General features: G+C 71.5%; 14 protein-coding genes and 1 rRNA gene. 7 read left to right on the plus strand and 8 right to left on the minus strand.

The genetic code is table 11. The annotated features are described in order from the left end of the window. Positions 1 to 88 precede the first annotated feature (88 nt). Positions 89 to 730 carry a GNAT family N-acetyltransferase gene (locus QT196_RS15555; RefSeq protein ID WP_168479410.1) on the plus strand — a complete coding sequence of 214 codons (642 nt, stop codon included), beginning with the start codon at positions 89 to 91 and terminating at the stop codon, positions 728 to 730. A 135-nt stretch (positions 731 to 865) separates the two neighbouring features. Continuing rightward, positions 866 to 2,092 (plus strand): crosslink repair DNA glycosylase YcaQ family protein, encoded by a 1,227-nt coding sequence (locus tag QT196_RS15560; RefSeq protein WP_168479412.1) that lies wholly within the window; start codon positions 866 to 868, stop codon positions 2,090 to 2,092. A gap of 50 nt (positions 2,093 to 2,142) precedes the next feature. Here the strand turns inward: QT196_RS15560 and QT196_RS15565 are convergent, their stop codons facing one another. The 7 genes from QT196_RS15565 to mtnA all read right to left on the minus strand — a co-directional run bounded on the left by QT196_RS15565 (position 2,143) and on the right by mtnA (position 10,846). Continuing rightward, positions 2,143 to 2,904 carry a response regulator transcription factor gene (locus QT196_RS15565; protein ID WP_168479414.1) on the minus strand — a complete coding sequence of 254 codons (762 nt, stop codon included), beginning with the start codon at positions 2,902 to 2,904 and terminating at the stop codon, positions 2,143 to 2,145. A gap of 233 nt (positions 2,905 to 3,137) precedes the next feature. Next, positions 3,138 to 3,824 (minus strand): ribosome-associated translation inhibitor RaiA, encoded by a 687-nt coding sequence (gene raiA, locus QT196_RS15570; RefSeq protein WP_042155330.1) that lies wholly within the window; start codon positions 3,822 to 3,824, stop codon positions 3,138 to 3,140. Between the two features lie 294 nt (positions 3,825 to 4,118). Further along, positions 4,119 to 4,847, minus strand: coding sequence for a phosphoribosyltransferase family protein (locus QT196_RS15575; protein WP_168479416.1), 729 nt, complete (start codon positions 4,845 to 4,847; stop codon positions 4,119 to 4,121). A gap of 166 nt (positions 4,848 to 5,013) precedes the next feature. After that, on the minus strand, positions 5,014 to 6,897 hold the full coding sequence (locus tag QT196_RS15580) for an LpqB family beta-propeller domain-containing protein (RefSeq protein ID WP_211117358.1): 1,884 nt from the start codon (positions 6,895 to 6,897) through the stop codon (positions 5,014 to 5,016). Then, the gene (gene mtrB / locus QT196_RS15585) at positions 6,887 to 8,938 is read right to left on the minus strand and encodes an MtrAB system histidine kinase MtrB (protein WP_248001164.1); all 2,052 of its coding nucleotides are present in this window, start codon (positions 8,936 to 8,938) and stop codon (positions 6,887 to 6,889) included. The genes QT196_RS15580 and mtrB overlap by 11 nt, the downstream gene beginning before the upstream one ends. 64 nt (positions 8,939 to 9,002) lie before the next feature. After that, positions 9,003 to 9,680, minus strand: coding sequence for a two-component system response regulator MtrA (gene mtrA, locus QT196_RS15590; protein ID WP_088797934.1), 678 nt, complete (start codon positions 9,678 to 9,680; stop codon positions 9,003 to 9,005). Then, complete coding sequence (mtnA, locus tag QT196_RS15595) at positions 9,677 to 10,846, minus strand: S-methyl-5-thioribose-1-phosphate isomerase (RefSeq protein ID WP_168479418.1); 1,170 nt, start codon at positions 10,844 to 10,846, stop codon at positions 9,677 to 9,679. The genes mtrA and mtnA overlap by 4 nt, the downstream gene beginning before the upstream one ends. A gap of 152 nt (positions 10,847 to 10,998) precedes the next feature. Here mtnA and QT196_RS15600 point away from each other — a divergent pair, with 152 nt between their 5' ends. Genes QT196_RS15600 through QT196_RS15620 form a run of 5 tightly spaced genes read left to right on the plus strand, consistent with a single transcriptional unit; the run spans position 10,999 to position 16,774 of the window. Then, positions 10,999 to 12,585, plus strand: coding sequence for a hypothetical protein (locus tag QT196_RS15600; RefSeq protein WP_168479420.1), 1,587 nt, complete (start codon positions 10,999 to 11,001; stop codon positions 12,583 to 12,585). Positions 12,586 to 12,628: 43 nt separating this feature from the next. Next, the gene (locus QT196_RS15605; protein WP_356948472.1) at positions 12,629 to 13,282 is read left to right on the plus strand and encodes a DUF4129 domain-containing protein; all 654 of its coding nucleotides are present in this window, start codon (positions 12,629 to 12,631) and stop codon (positions 13,280 to 13,282) included. Continuing rightward, positions 13,279 to 14,508 carry a DUF4350 domain-containing protein gene (locus QT196_RS15610; RefSeq protein WP_168479424.1) on the plus strand — a complete coding sequence of 410 codons (1,230 nt, stop codon included), beginning with the start codon at positions 13,279 to 13,281 and terminating at the stop codon, positions 14,506 to 14,508. Before QT196_RS15605 ends, QT196_RS15610 begins: the two co-directional genes overlap by 4 nt. Further along, entirely contained in the window at positions 14,489 to 15,454 is a 966-nt protein-coding gene (locus tag QT196_RS15615) for a MoxR family ATPase (RefSeq protein WP_168479426.1), read from the plus strand. The genes QT196_RS15610 and QT196_RS15615 overlap by 20 nt, the downstream gene beginning before the upstream one ends. Before the next feature lie 9 nt (positions 15,455 to 15,463). Further along, positions 15,464 to 16,774: a DUF58 domain-containing protein gene (locus QT196_RS15620; RefSeq protein ID WP_290355103.1), complete on the plus strand. Its 1,311-nt coding sequence runs from the start codon at positions 15,464 to 15,466 to the stop codon at positions 16,772 to 16,774. Positions 16,775 to 17,131: 357 nt separating this feature from the next. Here the strand turns inward: QT196_RS15620 and rrf are convergent. Continuing rightward, positions 17,132 to 17,248, minus strand: a 5S ribosomal RNA gene (rrf, locus tag QT196_RS15625). Positions 17,249 to 17,256 lie beyond the last annotated feature (8 nt).

Below are 17,256 nucleotides of genomic sequence, written 5' to 3' on the forward strand. Positions count from 1 at the left end.
CACGACGCCGCGAGAAGGTGCCGGACGGGTGCCGGAATCACGCCGAAAACCCGTCGCCATGGCTTCGGCGAGCCAGCAGACTCACGTCATGGAGCCCGCCACCCTCACCACCGAGCGCCTCGTGCTGCGCTCTTTCGAACCCTCCGACGCGTCGGCGGTGCACGCGGCGTGCCAGGAGCCCGATATCCCGCGCTGGACGGGTGTCCCCTCACCGTACGGCGTCGCGGATGCGGAACACTTCGTCGGCACGATCGTGCCCGACGGCTGGCGCGACAACACCACCTACCACTTCGCCGTGGTCTCCCGGGCGGACGGCTCCCTGGTGGGCGCGATGGGCCTGGTACGCCTCGGCCGGCTCCACACCCCTGAACGGCAGGCCGAGCTGGGCTACTGGACCGCCAAGGAGCAGCGCGGCCGCGGGTACACCGTCGAAGCGGGCCGCGCGGTGCTGCGCTGGGCCTTCCGCGAGCTGGGGGTGGAGCGCCTGGAGTGGCACACGGAGGCCGGCAACGAAGGCTCCCGGGCGGTGGCCCGCAGACTCGGCTTCCATATGGAGGGCACCCTGCGTGCCCATCTGGTGCGCGGAGGCACCCGCCGGGACGTCTGGATCGGCTCCCTGCTCCCGTCCGACCTGGCCGACCTCGCCGACCTGACCGGGCAGCCCGGCCCGTCCGGCTCCCGGGGCCCGGCCGCCCGGGACACGACGCCGTATCTGCCGTATCCGGGCTGAGCACCGTCCGGGCACGGGCCGCACCACGCCCTCCGCACCCCGCCGCGCCCCCTCAGCCGGGCCGAACCACCGTCACCATCACCAGTCCTCGCAGGTCAGGGGCCGTTGTCAGTGCCCGCCCCTACGCTTTCCCGCATGACCGCCGTGACGCAGCGAGCACCCCAGCCCCCGCCCGTGACCACCCTCTCCCGCGACGACGCCCGGCGTATGGCGCTGCGGGCCCAGGGCCTGCTCGGCGCCCCGGACCGCCGGGCGGGGGTACGCGGGGTGCTGCGGCACCTGGGCGCGGTGCAGCTCGACACGATCTCGGTGCTGGCCCGCTCCCATGAGCTGGTGCCGTACGCCCGGCTCGGCGCCGTGGGCCGCCCCGCCGTCGAGAGCGCCTACTGGGGCACGGCGCCTTCTGACGCTCCTGCGCCACGACCCCACAGCTTCGAGTACTGGTCGCACGCCGCCTGCATCCTGCCCATCGAGGAGTGGCCGCACTTCGCCTTCCGCCGCCGCGCCCGGCGGGCCAAGGGCCACCGCTGGCACGTCATGGAGGACTCCGACCGCTCCTGCGCCGCCGTCGTGGACCGGCTGAAGGCCGACGGCCCGCTGACCACTTCGGAGCTGGGCGGCGGCCGCAACGGCGGCGAGTGGTGGGACTGGTCCGAGACCAAGATCGCCGTGGAGTGGCTGCTCGACACCGGCCAGGTGGTCTGTACGGAACGCCGCGCCTGGAAGCGGGTCTACGACCTCGCCGAGCGCGCCGTCCCGGAGGCCCTGCTCCACGACGATCTGGACGACGCCGAGTGCCTCCGCCGCCTGGTCGCCCAGGCCGGGGCCGCCATGGGCGTCGCCACCCGCGCCGACCTGGCGGACTACCACCGCCTCAAGGCCGAGCAGGTCGATGCCGTCGTCGCGGACTCCGGACTGGTCCCGGTCGAGGTCGAGGGCTGGGGCAAGCCCGCCTGGGCCGACCCCGCCGCACTGTCCGACCCGCCCCGCGGCCGGCACCGCACGACCCTGCTCTCGCCCTTCGACTCCCTGATCTGGGACCGGCCGCGGACGGAACGGATCTTCGGCTTCACCCACCGCCTGGAGGCGTACGTCCCGCGTCCCCGGCGGATACACGGCTATTTCGCGATGCCCCTGCTGGCGGGCGGCCGGCTGATGGGCCGGGTGGACCCGGCCCGCGAGGGCACCACCCTCGTGGCCCGCCAGGTCTCGATGCAGGGCCCCAAAGCGGTCGCCCCGATGGCCCGGGCCCTCCGGGAGGCCGCGGACTGGGTCGGCTGCGACGCCGTACGCGTCGACCGCTGCGACGATGGGAAGCTGGCCGCCGCCCTGCGCTCAGAACTCACCCACATGAGTGAGTAGATACCGCCGGACGACGGTACCGGGGGCGCACACCGCCCCCGGCCGGCCGCTCACCGGATCTCGAGGATCTTCTCCCGCATCGCGTAGACCACCGCCTCCATCCGGGAGTGCAGCTGAAGCTTCTCCAGGATGTTGCGGACGTGGTTCTTCACAGTGTTCTCGGAGATGAAGAGTTCCTTGGCGATATCGCGGTTGTTCATGCCCGTGGCGACCAGCTTGAGGACCTCCAGCTCACGGTCGGTGAGCCTGGGCGCGGGCACCAGCCTGCGCTCGTCCGTGCGCTGGATCATCGACTTGAACTCCGTCAGGAGCTTGGACGCCATCGACGGGCTGATCTGCGACTGGCCGTCCGCGACGGCGCGGATCGCGGTCGCCACCTCGTCGGTGGAGATCTCCTTGAGGAGGTAGCCGGTGGCGCCGGCCTTGATCGCGTCGTAGAGATCGGCCTCTTCGTCGCTGATCGTGAGCATGATGATCTTGGCGCTGGGGGCCACTTCCTTGATGGAGGTGCAGGCCTCGATACCGCCGCGCTTGGGCATCCGGACGTCCATCAGCACGATGTCGGGCAGCAGATCCGCGGCCTTGTCGACCGCCTCCGCGCCGTCCCCCGCCTCGCCGACGACCTGGATGTCCTCCTCCTGGGCCAGCACGATCTCCAGGCCCCGCCGGAAGAGTGCGTGATCATCCACGACCAGGACCCGGATCGGCTCCTTGCGCGGCACGCTCACGCCCCGGCCGGCCCCGTCATCACCCCCGGCACCGCGGTGGTCATCATCCGCGTCGGCGCGCACGGGCCCGAAACTGTCCCCCATTGATCCTCCCCGTCAACTACTCGGCCGAGAGGCCGGAGCTTGGAAATAAGGCTGGTTGACAGCAGCCCCCTGCGGCCGGCCCGATCAATGCCATACGACTGTCTCCCCGGCTCGTCGCCGTTTCGCGTCCCCATACTCCCTGACCGGCACAAACACTATACGGCTTCAACTCCTGCTCTCTCCGGGCACGATGGTGCCCCCGGCGTACGCCGGGGGCACCGAGCGGGTGGGGTTCAGCCGCCCAGCGCGCCGCCTGCGCCGCCGGGCTCCTCCTCCCCGAACAAGTCGGGGTTCAAGTGGATGACTCCGTAGTCGTATGCGTGCCGCCGGTAGACGACGCTCGGCAGCTTGGTGTCGGCGTCGACGAAGAGGTAGAAGTCGTGTCCGACCAACTCCATCTCGTTGAGCGCCTGGTCGAGATGCATCGGCGCGGCCGAGTGGGTCTTCTCGCGGACGATCAGGGGCCCTTCACCCTGGACGTCGATCGACCCCATCCTGGTGGTCGGCACCTTCTGCTCGGCCTCGGCGGCGAGTTCGCCGTTGGTGTTCAGACTTGCGGCGTCGGGCACGGTGACCGCGACTTCACTCGCCGGAATGCGGCCGTTGCCGCGACGCGAGTAGCGCTTGTCGTGCTGCTTCCGCAGACGCGCCTCGAGCTTGGCGGTTGCCAGATCCAGCGCGGCGTACGGATCGGCTGCGGCCGCCTCGGCCCGGACCACCGGGCCACGGGAGCGGAGGGTGATCTCCACTCGGTCGGAACGGTCGGCCTGCCGCGGGTTGGGCTCCTTGGACACCTCGACGTCCAGGCTGATCACCTTGGCGTCGAGCTTCTGGACTTTGTCCAGCTTCAGCTTCTCGGCCACGTGCTTGCGGAACCGCTCGGGCACCTCGGTCTTGCGGCCCTTGACGACGATGTCCACGCAGAACTCCGTTCCCGGATCGCTCCGCTCTTCAAGCGGAGCAATTCCTTCTTGCACCAGGCTCCGGTGGTTGCCGAAGCCTCGGACTTGGCGACTTTCACCTCCTCCTCCCCCGACGACAAGCTCTCCATTCCCCCCGTTTTCAGGGTCGCCGAAAACGCCCCTGAACGCATTGAGCGCGACATTCGAGGCAAAACACTCGCCAAGTCCTCACAACCGAACATAGCTCTCCCGGACGGATGTCGGCACCCCCTCGGAGGCGTCGGCTCCATTTGGGTGACTTTTCCTCCTCGGCTACATGCGACGTGGTAAAACCCCGCTTCGCGCGCCGTTGAACGCGAAAGCACTGCTCGGCGCCGCCACCACCGCGGCTCCGGCCACCCGTCCGCCGGCCGCCGTGATCGCCCGCGCCGCCTCGGCGAGCGTGGCCCCCGTCGTCACCAGGTCGTCCACCAGCACCGCTGGCTGCGCCGTCAGCAGCCTCCCCGCCCCGGGCCGCACCTCCAGTGCACCGGCGACATTCGCCAGCCGCTCCCGGGCGCTCAGCCCCGCCTGGTCGGCCACCGCCCGACGCTGCCGCAGCACCGCCAGCACCCGGGCACCCCGTCCCGCCCGCCGCAGCTCCCCGGCCGCCGCCAGCGCGATCCTGCGCACCGGATCGTGCCCGCGCCCGGCCACCGATCTTCGTGCCGACGGCACGGGCACCAGCAGCTGCGGCCCGCCGCCGGGCCGCAGCCCCCGCACGGCCCCGGCCAGCACCGCCCCCAGCGGCCCGGCCAGCCGCAGGGCACCGCGCTCCTTGTGAGCCAGCAGCACCGCCCGTGCCTCGTCGGCGTACGGCGTCCCCGCCCACACCCGGGGCAGTCCCACGGGTTCCGGCCACGGTCGTACCCGCCGCGCCCCGCGCCCGTCCCGCGCCAGCACCCGACGGCATTCGGCACACAGTTCCGTGCGCGGCCGACCACACCCCGCGCAGTCGACCGGCAGCACGAGACCGGCCAGTTCGCGCCACACCCCCTGCATGACTCCACTGTCCCGCCGTTCCCGCCCGGCCACCACCCCTGTGGATAACCGCGCCCGCGGTCGTGTGGATCAGCCGCACGGGGGGGGCATCACGGCAGGCCGGACCTGCCACCCTCTCCGGCGCCGCGCTCACCTCATAGGCGTAGCAGCGACCGCGCCCTCCGCGTCACCCGGGATAGACCGGCGCCGTCCCGTCCTTCGCCACGGTCTTCCAGTTCGCGTCCGGCGGCAGCCGCACGATGCCCTCCGTGGCGTCGGCGATCAGCGGCCTGGTCTCGTCCTCCGAGGCGGCCACCGACTTGACACCGTTGACGCCGGGCAGCGTCTGCGCGTTGGACGCCGAACCGTCGGTCTCCATGAACTGCATCTGCTGCACCCCGCCGGACTCCCGTCCGACCACCACCAGCCGGCTGCCGCCCGCCCAGGACGCGGCCACCACGTCCTCCAACTGGGGCGCGATCGGCCGCAGTTCCTGCACCGACAGCTTCGGGTGCGCCGAACTTCCGCCCCGCTCCACCCGGCCGAGCTGGAGCGTCGTACGCCCCTTGTCCTCCACCAGGAGCGCGATCCGGATCCCGTCCGCGGCCACCTTGATCGCCTTGATCCGCCGCCCGTCGAGGCCGGGCACCGCCACCTCTTCGGGGTCGCCCTTGCCCTCGCGCATCCGCAGCAGCCGCGAACCGTGTGCGGCGCCGTCCGCGATCCACAGATCGCCCAGCCCGTCCCAGCTCGGCGCGGTCAGCCCGCCGTCGGCGCCCTTGGCCGGGCCGGAGCTGGTCAGCAGCGGCTCACCGCGTTTGACCTCGTCCTCCATGCCGGCCACATACAGCGACCGGCCGTCGCTCGACACCCCGGCCGCGGTGTCCTCACCCCGCGAGATGGCGATCGAACGCAGCGGGGTGTGGCCCGTTCCGAACGGCCCGCGCACCGGCGTCGGTTCGGTCGCGGAGTCCGACATGGCGACGACCTTGTGGTCGGCGTCGATGAAGTACTCCCTGGCGGCGCGCCCGGTGCCCGGGGACGGGGCGAAGTCGCTCTCGGCCTGCTCCTGGGACAGCTCACACAGCGAGTTGCCACTGTTGTCCTGGAGCTCCACCTCGCTGACCTTCGAAGCCCGCGTCATGTCCTGGACGGTGAAGAAGAGCTGAGCTGCCATCCGCTTGCACTGGGCGGTGTCCGTGCTCACCGCCTGCTTGCTGAGCCTGACCCGCAGCGCGTTGGAGTCGTCCAGCGCCAGATCGCTTGCGGCGAGCCGGGTGCCGGACGGGAACGCCGAAGTCGTCACCTGATTCAGCCAGTTGGTGGGCCCGGACAGCAGCGCCTCCACACTGGCCGTGATCGGCTTTATCCGCTGCCGCAGATAGATCGGGTCCGCGACGAGCGCGTTCCGGTTCGCCTTCGGCTCCTGCGACTCCGAGTGGTAGGACGCGAAGTAGTACTTGTTGACCGAGCGGTAGATGCGCTGGAAGTCGGACAGCCCGAGCACCAGCCCGTTGGGCAGCCGGTCGATACGCCACTGGCCGCCCTCCTTGATGAGGTGGATCGTCCGGCGGTACGGCTTCTCCTCCGGGGTGTAGGCGTGGCTGTCGTCCACCGTCGCCACCTGGCTGCCGGAGAGCGTGACCGTGTAGCCGTTGGCGTCCTCGCGGTTGGGCTGCGTCTTCGGCTCGGCCTTCGGACGCTCCTGGAGCACATTGGTGGCCTGGAACGGCCGCCAGGTCCGCTTCGCCGACTTGGCCAGATACTGGGTGGCCGTACGGAAATCCGCCTCGTCGCTGGTGGTCGCGTCGAGGAAGCTGCGCACGATGTTGGTGGGCTGGGCACCGTCCTGCGGGGGCACGCCGTAGACCCGTACCTGCGACTCCCCTTCGGAGCGCGGCGACTGGTCGACCGAGGTGACCTCCCCGCCGTCCGGCATCGACGCGCAGCCGGCCAGCAGCACGGCCGCACAGCCGAGCAGCAGAAACTTCCGCGCCGGCCGGGCACCCCTGCGCGCACGGGGGCGGGATCCGGTCCCCTCCCCGCGCTCGCCTCCGCGCTCAGTGTCCACGCAGCCCGCCTTCCCGCTCCACGCCCTGTCCGGCTTCCTGCTCGGCCCCGCTCCCGCGGACCGGCTCGTCGGTGCGCGCGCTGTCGCCACGCGCCGCCGCTTCGCTCCGTACGCCCCCGGTCTGCGGCACCACACGGGCACCACTGCCGGGCAGCGCCGTCGGATCGGCCTCCGGGCGGGCCACCTTCGGCTCCGGTACGGGGGAGGCCGCGTCACCCGCCTGCGCGGCGCGCGCCTGCACGGGGATCGTGGACGCCTTGCGGCCCGCCCCGGCACGCGGCTGCCCGGTCTCGTCCAGTCCGCGATGGCGCCGCGAGTCCTCCGGCTCCAGGGGGATCGGGGACCCGCGCAGCGTCTCACCGGCCGTCCGCGGCAGCGTCAGCCGGAACTGCGAGCCGCCGCCCGGCTCTCCCCAGGCCTGAAGCCAGCCGCCGTGCAGCCGGGCGTCCTCGACGGCGATGGACAGGCCGAGTCCGGTACCGCCGGTCGTACGGGCCCGGGCCGGGTCCGCGCGCCAGAAACGGTTGAAGACCCGGGTGGCCTCGCCGGGCTTGAGTCCGACGCCGTAGTCACGCACCGCGACGGCCACCGCGCCGCCGCTCTTGCCGCCCGCGGACGCCAGCCGCACGACCACATCGCGGCCCTCGCCGTGCTCGACGGCGTTGACGACGAGATTGCGCAGCACCCGCTCCACCCGTCGGGGGTCGGCCTCGGCGATGACGGGCTGCTCGGCGCCGCGCACCACGATGCGGGTGCCCTTGCGCTCGGCGAGCGGCTCGGCGCCCTCGATGACGCGGTGCACCACATCGCGCAGGTCGACCGGCTCGGCCTCCAGCGCGGCCGCACCCGCGTCGAAGCGGCTGATCTCCAGCAGCTCCGCGAGCAGCGATTCGAAGCGGTCGAGCTGGCCCCACAGCAGCTCGGCGGAGCGCGCGGTGGCGGGATCGAACTCGTCCCGTGCGTCATGGATGACGTCTGCGGCCATCCGTACGGTCGTCAGCGGCGTCCGCAGCTCGTGCGAGACGTCGGAGACGAAGCGGCGCTGCATCCGGGACAGCTCCTCCAGCTGCTGGATCTTGACCTGGAGGTTCTGCGCCATCTTGTTGAAGGACTCACCGAGCCGGGCGATGTCGTCCTCGCCGGTGACCTTCATCCGTTCCTGGAGCAGGCCGGCGGCCAGCCGCTCGGAGATCCCGGCGGCCATCCGTACGGGCGTGACGACCTGCCGCACCACCAGCCAGGCGATCGCGCCGAGCAGGATCACGACGAACACCCCGGCGGTCGCGAGGGTCCCCGTCACGAGCTTGAGCGACTCCTCCTCCTGGGTGAACGGGAAGAGGTAATAGAGCTGGTACTGATTGCTGTTCGCGTCGTTGAGCCGCTTGCCGATGATGAGCGCCGACACACCGTCGTCCGACCCGATGCGCTTGATCTGGGTGTACTGGCGGAACGTCCCGGCCTTGGTGTCGAGCTTCCGCCGCAGGTCGGCGGGCACGCTCCGCTCGGGGTCGACATCGCCGGAGGCGCGCGGCCCGCGAGTGCCGGGGCTGGAGTCTCCGAACGGTTCGTCGGAGTCGGAGCTGAGCGCCACGACGGAGAAGACGCCCTGGCCACCACTGGCGAGCTGCTCGACCAGGCCGGTCAGCCAGGTCGCGGAGTCCTGGGTGCCGCGGTTCCCGGTACGGGCCCCTTCGTCCGGTCGGGTGTCGTCGGCGCCGTCCGCCATCTTCTGGGCGACGCTGAAGCCGCCCACGGCCTGACTCTGCGCGGCCTGGGCCTTGGCCGTGAGCAGGCCGTTACGGACCTGCCCGACGACCACGACACCGAGCAGCAGCACCACGGCGAGCGACATCAGCAGGGTGGTCGCCACCACGCGCAGCTGGATATTGCGGCGCCACAGCCGCAGGGCGGGCAGCAGTGGCCGCCGCACCCAGCGGCTGAAGAGCCGCAGCAGGGGGTGGACCGGCCCGCTCACCGCGCCGTCGGGCAGCAACTGCCCACCGCGCAGCAACCAGGCCGACAACCTGCCCGAAAAGGACATATCACCCGCCGGGTCGACGGTGCGCCCCCGCTTTCCCTCCGGGGCCGAACCGTCCCGGGTCATCTCAGCTGGGCCCGGCCTTGTAGCCGACCCCGCGCACGGTCACCACGATCTCCGGCCGCTCCGGGTCCTTCTCGACCTTGGAGCGCAGCCGCTGCACATGGACATTGACCAGCCGGGTGTCGGCGGCATGCCGATAGCCCCAGACCTGCTCGAGCAGCACCTCACGCGTGAACACCTGCCACGGCTTACGCGCCAGCGCCACCAGCAGATCGAACTCCAGCGGGGTCAGCGCGATCGACTGCCCTTCCCGCTTCACCGAGTGGCCGGCCACGTCGATGACCAGGTCACCGATCGCCAGCTGCTCGGGCGTGGGCTCCTCCGAACGCCGCAGCCGCGCCCGGATCCGGGCCACCAGCTCCTTGGGCTTGAACGGCTTGACGATGTAGTCGTCCGCGCCCGACTCGAGCCCGACCACCACATCCACCGTGTCGCTCTTGGCGGTCAGCATGACGATCGGCACCCCGGACTCGGCCCGGATCAGCCGGCAGACCTCGATACCGTCCCGTCCGGGCAGCATCAGGTCCAGCAGCACAAGATCGGGCTTGGTCTCGCGGAAGGCCGCAAGGGCCTTGTCACCGTCCGACACGAACGACGGCTCAAAACCTTCGCCGCGCAGCACGATGCCGAGCATCTCTGCCAGTGCGGTGTCGTCGTCGACGACCAGGACGCGTCCCTTCATTCGGCCATCATCCCATTACCTGATCGTGACTTACTCCATCGTGACGTGGAACACACCTCTGCCAGCCCGTCCCGGGTCACCGGAGACACCACTCCCGCCTCCGTGACGATCGCCGTCACCAGCTCCGGCGGAGTGACGTCGAAGGCCGGGTTGTAGGCCTGCGCGCCCAGCGGCGCCACCGGTATGCCGGTGCCGGCCTCCGCCCCGGGCCCCTGAACAAACGGCAACGAGAACTCCGTCACTTCCTGGCCCGGACGCTGCTCCACCTCGATATCCGCCCCCTCCTCGGTCTCCAGATCCACCGTGCTGGTCGGTGCCACCACCACGAACGGAACGTGGTGGTACCGCGCCAGCACCGCCAGCGGATAGCTGCCGACCTTGTTGGCCACCGACCCGTCCGCCGCGATCCGGTCCGCGCCGATCAGCACCGCGTCCACCTCACCCCCGGCGAAGAGCGAACCTGCCGCACCGTCCGAGAGCACCGTGTACGCCATACCCGTCCGCGCCGCTTCGTAGGCGGTCAGCCGCGCGCCCTGCAACAGCGGCCGCGTCTCATCCACCCACAGCCGGCGCAGCTCGCCGGACCGGTGTGCCGCCAGCGCCACCGCCAGGGCGGTGCCCTCGCCGCCCGACACCAGGGCACCCGTATTGCAGTGCGTGAGGATGCGGTGACCGCCGCCCGGCAGCAGCTCGCCCAGCAGCGCCAGCCCGTGCTGCGCCATCCGGGTGCTGGCCTCGATGTCCTCGGCGTGCACGGCCCGCGCCTCGGCCAGCGCCGCGGCCGCGCCGGCCCGAGCCCCGCCCTCCGCGAACGCCGGGCGGTACGCGGCAGCCGCCCGCCGCACGCCGTACCCCAGATTGACCGCGGTCGGCCGGGCCTGCGCCAGCGCCTCCACCGCCTCCTCCACGTCGAAGCCGCGTGCCGCGGCCAGCGCGACGCCATACGCACCCGCGATGCCCAGCAGCGGCGCCCCGCGCACGGCCAGCGTCCGGATCGCCTGCACCAGGGCCGGAACGTCCGTGCAGACCAGCTCGACCTCCTCCGCCGGCAGCCGCGTCTGATCAAGCAGGACCAATACGGGCCCATCGGGCGGCTCCTCCCAACGCAACGACGGAATCGTGAGCGCCCCGGCGCCCGTCTCTGATACCTCGTCCTGATCGCCCATTCACTCAGTCTGCCGTCGATCGACCCTCGAACAGAAGGTCCCCTCGTACTCCGGGCACCGGTACACAACACCGGTGGCCATGACACGATGACTGCCACCGCGGACCCCGGACACCCGCCGCCCCGGCGGACGGGCAGCAAGAAGGAGCGACGATGAACAACTCTCCGGGCTGGGCCTCGCCCGGATCCACTCCCTCTGACGAGCCGGCCCGCGGCACCCAGGAGCAGCCCACCCAGGCAGACCCGACCGGCCCGGCCGGGCAGTCCTCCCCACCGAACTGGTCCAAGGAACAGCCGCCCGCCGGCCAGTGGTCGGCCCCCGCCGGCATCCCCGCACAGAGCGGCCCGCACGGACGGCCTGACCAGGGCGCGGGCGACCGCACCCGCGCCACGGCGCCCGGCTACGGCGGGCCCGGCTGGGGCGGCGCTCCGGGACCGGGCACGCAGCCTCCCTGGGGCGGCGCCTGGGCCCCGCCGCCCCAGGCCGCCAAGCCCGGCGTCATCCCGCTGCGCCCGCTCGCCGTCGGCGAAATACTCGACGGCGCGGTCGCCACCATGCGCGCCCACTGGCGGACCGTCCTCGGCATCTCGCTGATCGTCGCGGTGGTCGCGCAGACCGCCGTCACCGTGGTTACCGGACTGTGGTTCCAGGACGCCGGCCGCGAGCCCGCCCTGTCGAGCGACAACCTGCCGCCGCTCCGCGAATCCATGCAACAGATGGGCAATTCGCTCGCCGTCACCGGTATCACCTCGGTGATCGGACTGCTCGCCACCCTCATCGCCACGGGACTGCTCACCATGGTCGTGAGCCGGGCCGTCCTGGGCCGCTCGGTGACCGCCGGGGAAGCCTGGCGCGACGCCCGCCCCCAGCTCCCGCGCCTGCTCGGCCTGCTCGTTCTGTTCCCCCTGCTCCTCATGGCCATCCTCGCGGTCGGTGTGGCGCCCGGCGTTCTCCTCGTCGCCTCGGGCTCCGCGGAGGTGGGCCTGCTCCTCACCCTGTTCGGCGGGCTGGCCGCCACCGTGGTGACCGTCTGGCTGTGGGTCCGCTACAGCCTCGCCTCCCCCGCGCTGATGCTGGAGAAGCAGGGCGTCATCACCGCGCTGCGCCGGTCCGCGAAGCTCGTACGGGGCGCCTGGTGGCGAGTGCTGGGCACCCAGCTCCTCACCTACCTCCTGATCGGCATCGTCGAGTTCATCATCCAGATCCCGGCCACCCTGGTCGCCTTCGTGGTCGGTGGCGAGAGCCTCATGGACTGGGCGAACGGCACCAGCGGCACCACCGGCTGGTCGTTCCTGATCGTGCTGGGCGTCGGAGCCGTCATCAGCTCCACCATCACCTTCCCGATCAGCGCCGGCATCACCGCGCTCCTGTACATGGACCAGCGCATCCGCCGCGAGGCGCTCGACCTCGAACTCGCCCGCGCCGCAGGCCTCCCCGGCTACGGCGCCGACGCCCCGCACTCGGCGCCCCACGCTCCCGCAGGCACGGGTCCGGCCCAGGGTTACGCACCGGCGGCGGCCAGCCCGACCGCCACTGACACACCGGCACCGGCAGACAGCGCACCGGCCGGCAGCTCCACCACGGACAACACCGCGACAGCAGGCTCGGAGACGGGGAGCGCCAGCACGGAGACCTCCGAGCCAGGCACCGCGCCCACGGCCGCCAAGGACGCCCAGGCGAAGGCCACTCCGGCCGACGGCACCGGGCAAGACCCCGATAACGCCACTCCGGGAAGCTGATGCGGTGACCACAGGGGGGAACGGGGCCGCGCTCGGACGACTCATGGCGCGCCCCGATGACGACATACCGGTGCGGACTCCGCGCCTCCCCGCCCGGGAGGCGGCCGAGCGCGAGCTGTCCGATCCGCGGTACCACCAGCACGACCCCAACCCGATCCAGCGTGCCCTCGACTGGCTCTGGCAACGCGTCAACGAACTCTTCAACGCGGCCGCCGACGCCACACCGGGCGGCTGGATCGGGATTCTCGTCATCGCGGCATGCGTCCTGCTGCTCCTGGTCGCCCTCCGGCTCCGGCTCGGGGCGGTACGGCGCACGCCGACCACCAGCGGCGCGCTCTTCTCCGACGCCCCCCGCACCGCCGCCGCACACCGGGCGGCCGCCGACCGGCACGCCGCCGAGGGCCTCTGGAACCAGGCGATCCAGGACCGCATGCGCGCCCTCGTCCTCGCCCTCGAAGAACGGGCCCTGCTCACCCCCGGCCCAGGCCGCACCGCCGACGAGGCGGCCACCGAGGCGGGTTGGGCCCTCCCTGCATACGCCGACCGGCTGCGTACCGCGGCCCGCACCTTTGACGACGTCACATACGGCGGCCGCCCCGGCACGGAACCGGCGTACGCCCTTCTGACCAGCCTCGACACCGACCTGCAACACGCCAAGCCCGACCTGGCCGGCACCCCGACCAGGAGCCGCGGATGACCACGGCAGCCCCGGACGCCTCCGCGCTCCCGCCCACCGTTCGCAGCCTGTGGACCCGGTCCCGCGGACCGCTGCTCGCGCTCCTGCTGCTCGTCATCAGCGGCATGGTGATCGCGGCCCTTCAGTCCGGCGAACAGCACGGGCGGCTCGACCCCCGATCCGCCGACCGGACCGGTAGCCGGGCCCTCGCCCAACTCCTGGCCTCTCACGGTGTCTCCACCCAGGTCGTGACCACCTCCGAGGAAGCCGCCGCGGCGGCCGGCCCCGGCACCACACTCCTCGTCACCCGTCCCGACATGCTGACGCAAGATCAGCTGACGGGTCTGCACACCGCGACCACCCACACCCCCGGTCGCACCGTCCTCATCACCCCCGACGCCTCGTCCCTCGAAACCTTCGCCCCCGGCGTCCGGACGGATTCCCCGGCCGGCCTCTCGGCCCGCCGGCCCGCCTGTTCCCTGCCGGAGGCCCGGCGCGCGGGTAACGCCTTGCTGGGCGGCCGCAGTTACACCACATCCGTCCAAGGCGCCGATCGCTGCTACCTCAACGGCGACCAGCCCACCCTGCTGCGTCTGCCGGCCCCCCGCACCGGCCGCGACACCGTGGTCCTCGGCTCCCCCGACTTCCTCTACAACCACCACCTTGCTGAGCACGGCAACGCCTCGCTGGCCCTTCAACTCCTCGGTGCGCACAAGCATCTGGTCTGGTACCTCCCCTCCCTGAGCGACCCGTCCGCCGCTCAGGACAATGAACGCGGCTTCCTCGATCTCATCCCGTCCGGCTGGTACTGGGCCCTGCTCCAACTCGCCTTCGCCGCCGTCCTCGCGGCCGTGTGGCGCGCCCGTCGCCTCGGCCCGCTGGTACCGGAAAAGCTCCCGGTCACCGTCCCTGCCGCCGAAACCACCGAGGGCCACGCCCGCCTCTACGAGCAGGCCAACGCCCGCGACCGGGCCTCGGCCGTGCTGCGCTCCGCGACCCGCACCCGACTCGCCCCCCTCATCGGCGTGTCCCCGACACACGCCCACACCCCCGACGTCCTTCTCCCAGCCCTGCACGCCCACTTGACCTCCACCCCCGGCGTCGACGCAGACCTTCACCACCTGCTCTTCGGCGCGTCCCCCGCGGACGACAAGGCCCTGGTCCACCTGGCCGACCAACTCGACGCACTCGAAACCTCGATCGTTTCCCAAGAGAGGCACGCCCCCCGTGAGCACCCCGACCGCTGACAGCGCCCGAGCCTCCCTGGAGGACCTGCGCACCGAGATAGCCAAGGCCGTTGTAGGCCAGGACCCCGCCGTCACCGGCTTGGTCGTCGCCCTCCTCTGCCGCGGTCATGTGCTCCTCGAAGGCGCCCCCGGAGTCGCCAAGACCCTGCTCGTTCGCGCCTTGTCAGCCGCTCTCGAACTCGACACCAAGCGCGTCCAGTTCACCCCTGACCTGATGCCGAGCGATGTCACCGGTTCGCTGGTCTACGACGCCCGCAGCGCAGAGTTCTCCTTCCAGCCCGGTCCCGTCTTCACCAACCTGCTGCTCGCCGACGAGATCAACCGCACGCCTCCCAAAACCCAGGCATCCCTGCTCGAAGCGATGGAAGAGCGCCAGGTGACCGTCGACGGCACAGCCCGTCCCCTCCCCGAGCCGTTCCTGGTGGCCGCCACCCAGAACCCTGTGGAGTACGAGGGCACTTACCCGCTCCCCGAGGCCCAGCTCGACCGCTTCCTGCTGAAGCTGACCATGCCGCTCCCCGCCCGCCATGACGAGATCGACATCCTCACCCGGCACGCGGCCGGCTTCAGCCCCCGCGATCTCGGTGCCGCAGGACTGCGCCCTGTCGCCTCCACCGCTGACCTCGACGCCGCGCGAGACGCGGTCGCCAAGACCGCCGTCTCCCCCGAAGTCACCGGCTATATCGTCGATATCTGCCGTGCCACCCGCGAATCCCCCTCGCTCTCTCTCGGCGTCTCCCCCCGAGGCGCCACCGCCCTGCTCTCCACATCACGAGCCTGGGCCTGGCTCACCGGCCGGGACTATGTCACCCCCGACGACGTCAAGGCGCTTGCTCTTCCCACGCTCCGACATCGCGTCCAGCTCCGCCCCGAAGCGGAGATGGAGGGGGTCACCGCGGACTCCGTGATCAACGCCGTGCTCGCTCATCTCCCCGTCCCCCGCTGAGACGACACCGTGGCCCTCACCGGACGCACCGCCCTCATCTCCGCATGCGGAGCCCTCTTCGTCGGCTTCGTGCTGCCCAGCTGGTTCGGCATCCTCTTCGTCCAACTCGCCCTGCTGATAGCAATCTTGTGCGATCTCGCGCTCGCCGCGCCAGTGCGAAAGCTCCATTTCACCCGAACCGGTGACACAACAGTTCGACTAACAGGCGAAGCCCACACCCACCTCACGCTCACCAATCCGAGCCGCCGCACCCTGCGCGCCCAGATCCGCGACGCCTGGCCCCCGAGCTCCTTCCGCCCCGGTTCGGACATCCCCGCGTCCCGCCACACCGTGCGCATCCCCGCCGCCGAACGCCGCCGCCTCACCACCACGCTCCACCCCACCCGCCGCGGCGACCACCACGCGGTCCGCGTCACCGTCCGCTCCTACGGCCCACTCGGCCTGGCAGCCCGGCAAGGAAGCCACCACGTCCCCTGGACGCTGCGCGTCCTTCCCCCCTTCACCAGCCGCAAGCACCTCCCCGCCAAGCTCGCGCGGCTCCGAGAACTCGATGGCCGCACCAGCATCCTGACCCGCGGCGAGGGCACCGAGTTCGACAGCCTCCGCGACTACACCCCCGGCGACGACACCCGCTCCATCGACTGGCGCGCCACCGCCCGCCGGCAGAACCTCGCCGTCCGCACCTGGCGCCCTGAGCGGGACCGCCGCATCCTGCTCGTCCTGGAGACCGGCCGTACCTCAGCTGGCCGCGTCGGCGACATCCCCCGCCTCGACGCCTCCATGGACGCCGCCCTGCTGCTCGGCACTCTTGCCGCCCGCGCCGGTGACCGCGTGGACCTGCTCGCCTACGACCGCCGCGTACGCGCCTCGGTCCAGGGCCGCACGGCCCGCGACCTCCTCCCGGCCTTGACCGACGCCCTGGCTCCCCTCGAATCCGAACTGATCGAGGCGGATGCCCGCGGCCTGGCCGCCACCATCCACCGCCGCACCCCGCGCCGGTCCCTGATCGTGCTCTTCACCGGCCTGGACGCGGCCCCCGTGGAGGAAGCTCTCCTGCCCGTCCTTCCCAGCCTCACCCAACGCAACGAACTCATCGTCGCGGCCGTGGCGGACCCCCGCATCGAGGAAATGGCCGCCGGCCGCCACACCCCCCAGGCCGTCTACGCAGCCGCCGCCGCGGAGCAAACCCGCGCCGCCCGCCGCCACACCGCCGACCGCCTCCGCCACCACGGCATCACGGTCATCGACTCCACCCCGGCCCATCTCGCCCCCGACCTGGCCGACGCCTACCTCACCCTGAAGTCCTCCGGCCGTCTGTAGGACCGGGTCGTTCCTAGCCTCGGACGTAGGCCGAGGCTGAGCCCGCAGAAACATCCGCCGGACACGTGGCATGGCAAGGGCATGCCGTCATATGGTTGGCGACGCCGCGCTACAGGGGGCGAGCACCTCCTCAAGGCCGCACTACGGGCCTGGGAAGAATGCTCTCCTAAGCAGTGCTAAGGGAAGGGCTGTCACCGGGAGAAGGCGTCAACAAGGCCTCTCTGCCAGCACCCGACCACGCTGATCAAGCCGGGCCAACAAGCAACCCCACCCCATCGATCGGTCGCTTTTCGCCCCTCCGGAAACGCGAAAAAGCCCCTCGGGAACTTTCGTTCCCGAGGGGCTTTAACAAAATTTGTTCGGCGGCGTCCTACTCTCCCACAGGGTCCCCCCTGCAGTACCATCGGCGCTGAAAGGCTTAGCTTCCGGGTTCGAAATGTAACCGGGCGTTTCCCTAACGCTATGACCACCGAAACACTATG

The sequence above is a fragment of the Streptomyces sp. P9-2B-2 genome, assembly GCF_030406865.1.
Taxonomy (GTDB): Bacteria; Actinomycetota; Actinomycetes; order Streptomycetales; family Streptomycetaceae; genus Streptomyces; species Streptomyces platensis.

Coding starts and splice junctions, on each gene's coding strand:
- QT196_RS15555 (WP_168479410.1), top strand. CDS start 89: ATGGAGCCCGCCACCCTCACCACCGAGCGCCTCGTGCTGCGCTCTTTC.
- QT196_RS15560 (WP_168479412.1), top strand. CDS start 866: ATGACCGCCGTGACGCAGCGAGCACCCCAGCCCCCGCCCGTGACCACC.
- QT196_RS15565 (WP_168479414.1), bottom strand. CDS start 2,904: ATGGGGGACAGTTTCGGGCCCGTGCGCGCCGACGCGGATGATGACCAC.
- QT196_RS15575 (WP_168479416.1), bottom strand. CDS start 4,847: ATGCAGGGGGTGTGGCGCGAACTGGCCGGTCTCGTGCTGCCGGTCGAC.
- mtrB (WP_248001164.1), bottom strand. CDS start 8,938: ATGTCCTTTTCGGGCAGGTTGTCGGCCTGGTTGCTGCGCGGTGGGCAG.
- mtrA (WP_088797934.1), bottom strand. CDS start 9,680: ATGAAGGGACGCGTCCTGGTCGTCGACGACGACACCGCACTGGCAGAG.
- mtnA (WP_168479418.1), bottom strand. CDS start 10,846: ATGGGCGATCAGGACGAGGTATCAGAGACGGGCGCCGGGGCGCTCACG.
- QT196_RS15600 (WP_168479420.1), top strand. CDS start 10,999: ATGAACAACTCTCCGGGCTGGGCCTCGCCCGGATCCACTCCCTCTGAC.
- QT196_RS15605 (WP_356948472.1), top strand. CDS start 12,629: ATGGCGCGCCCCGATGACGACATACCGGTGCGGACTCCGCGCCTCCCC.
- QT196_RS15610 (WP_168479424.1), top strand. CDS start 13,279: ATGACCACGGCAGCCCCGGACGCCTCCGCGCTCCCGCCCACCGTTCGC.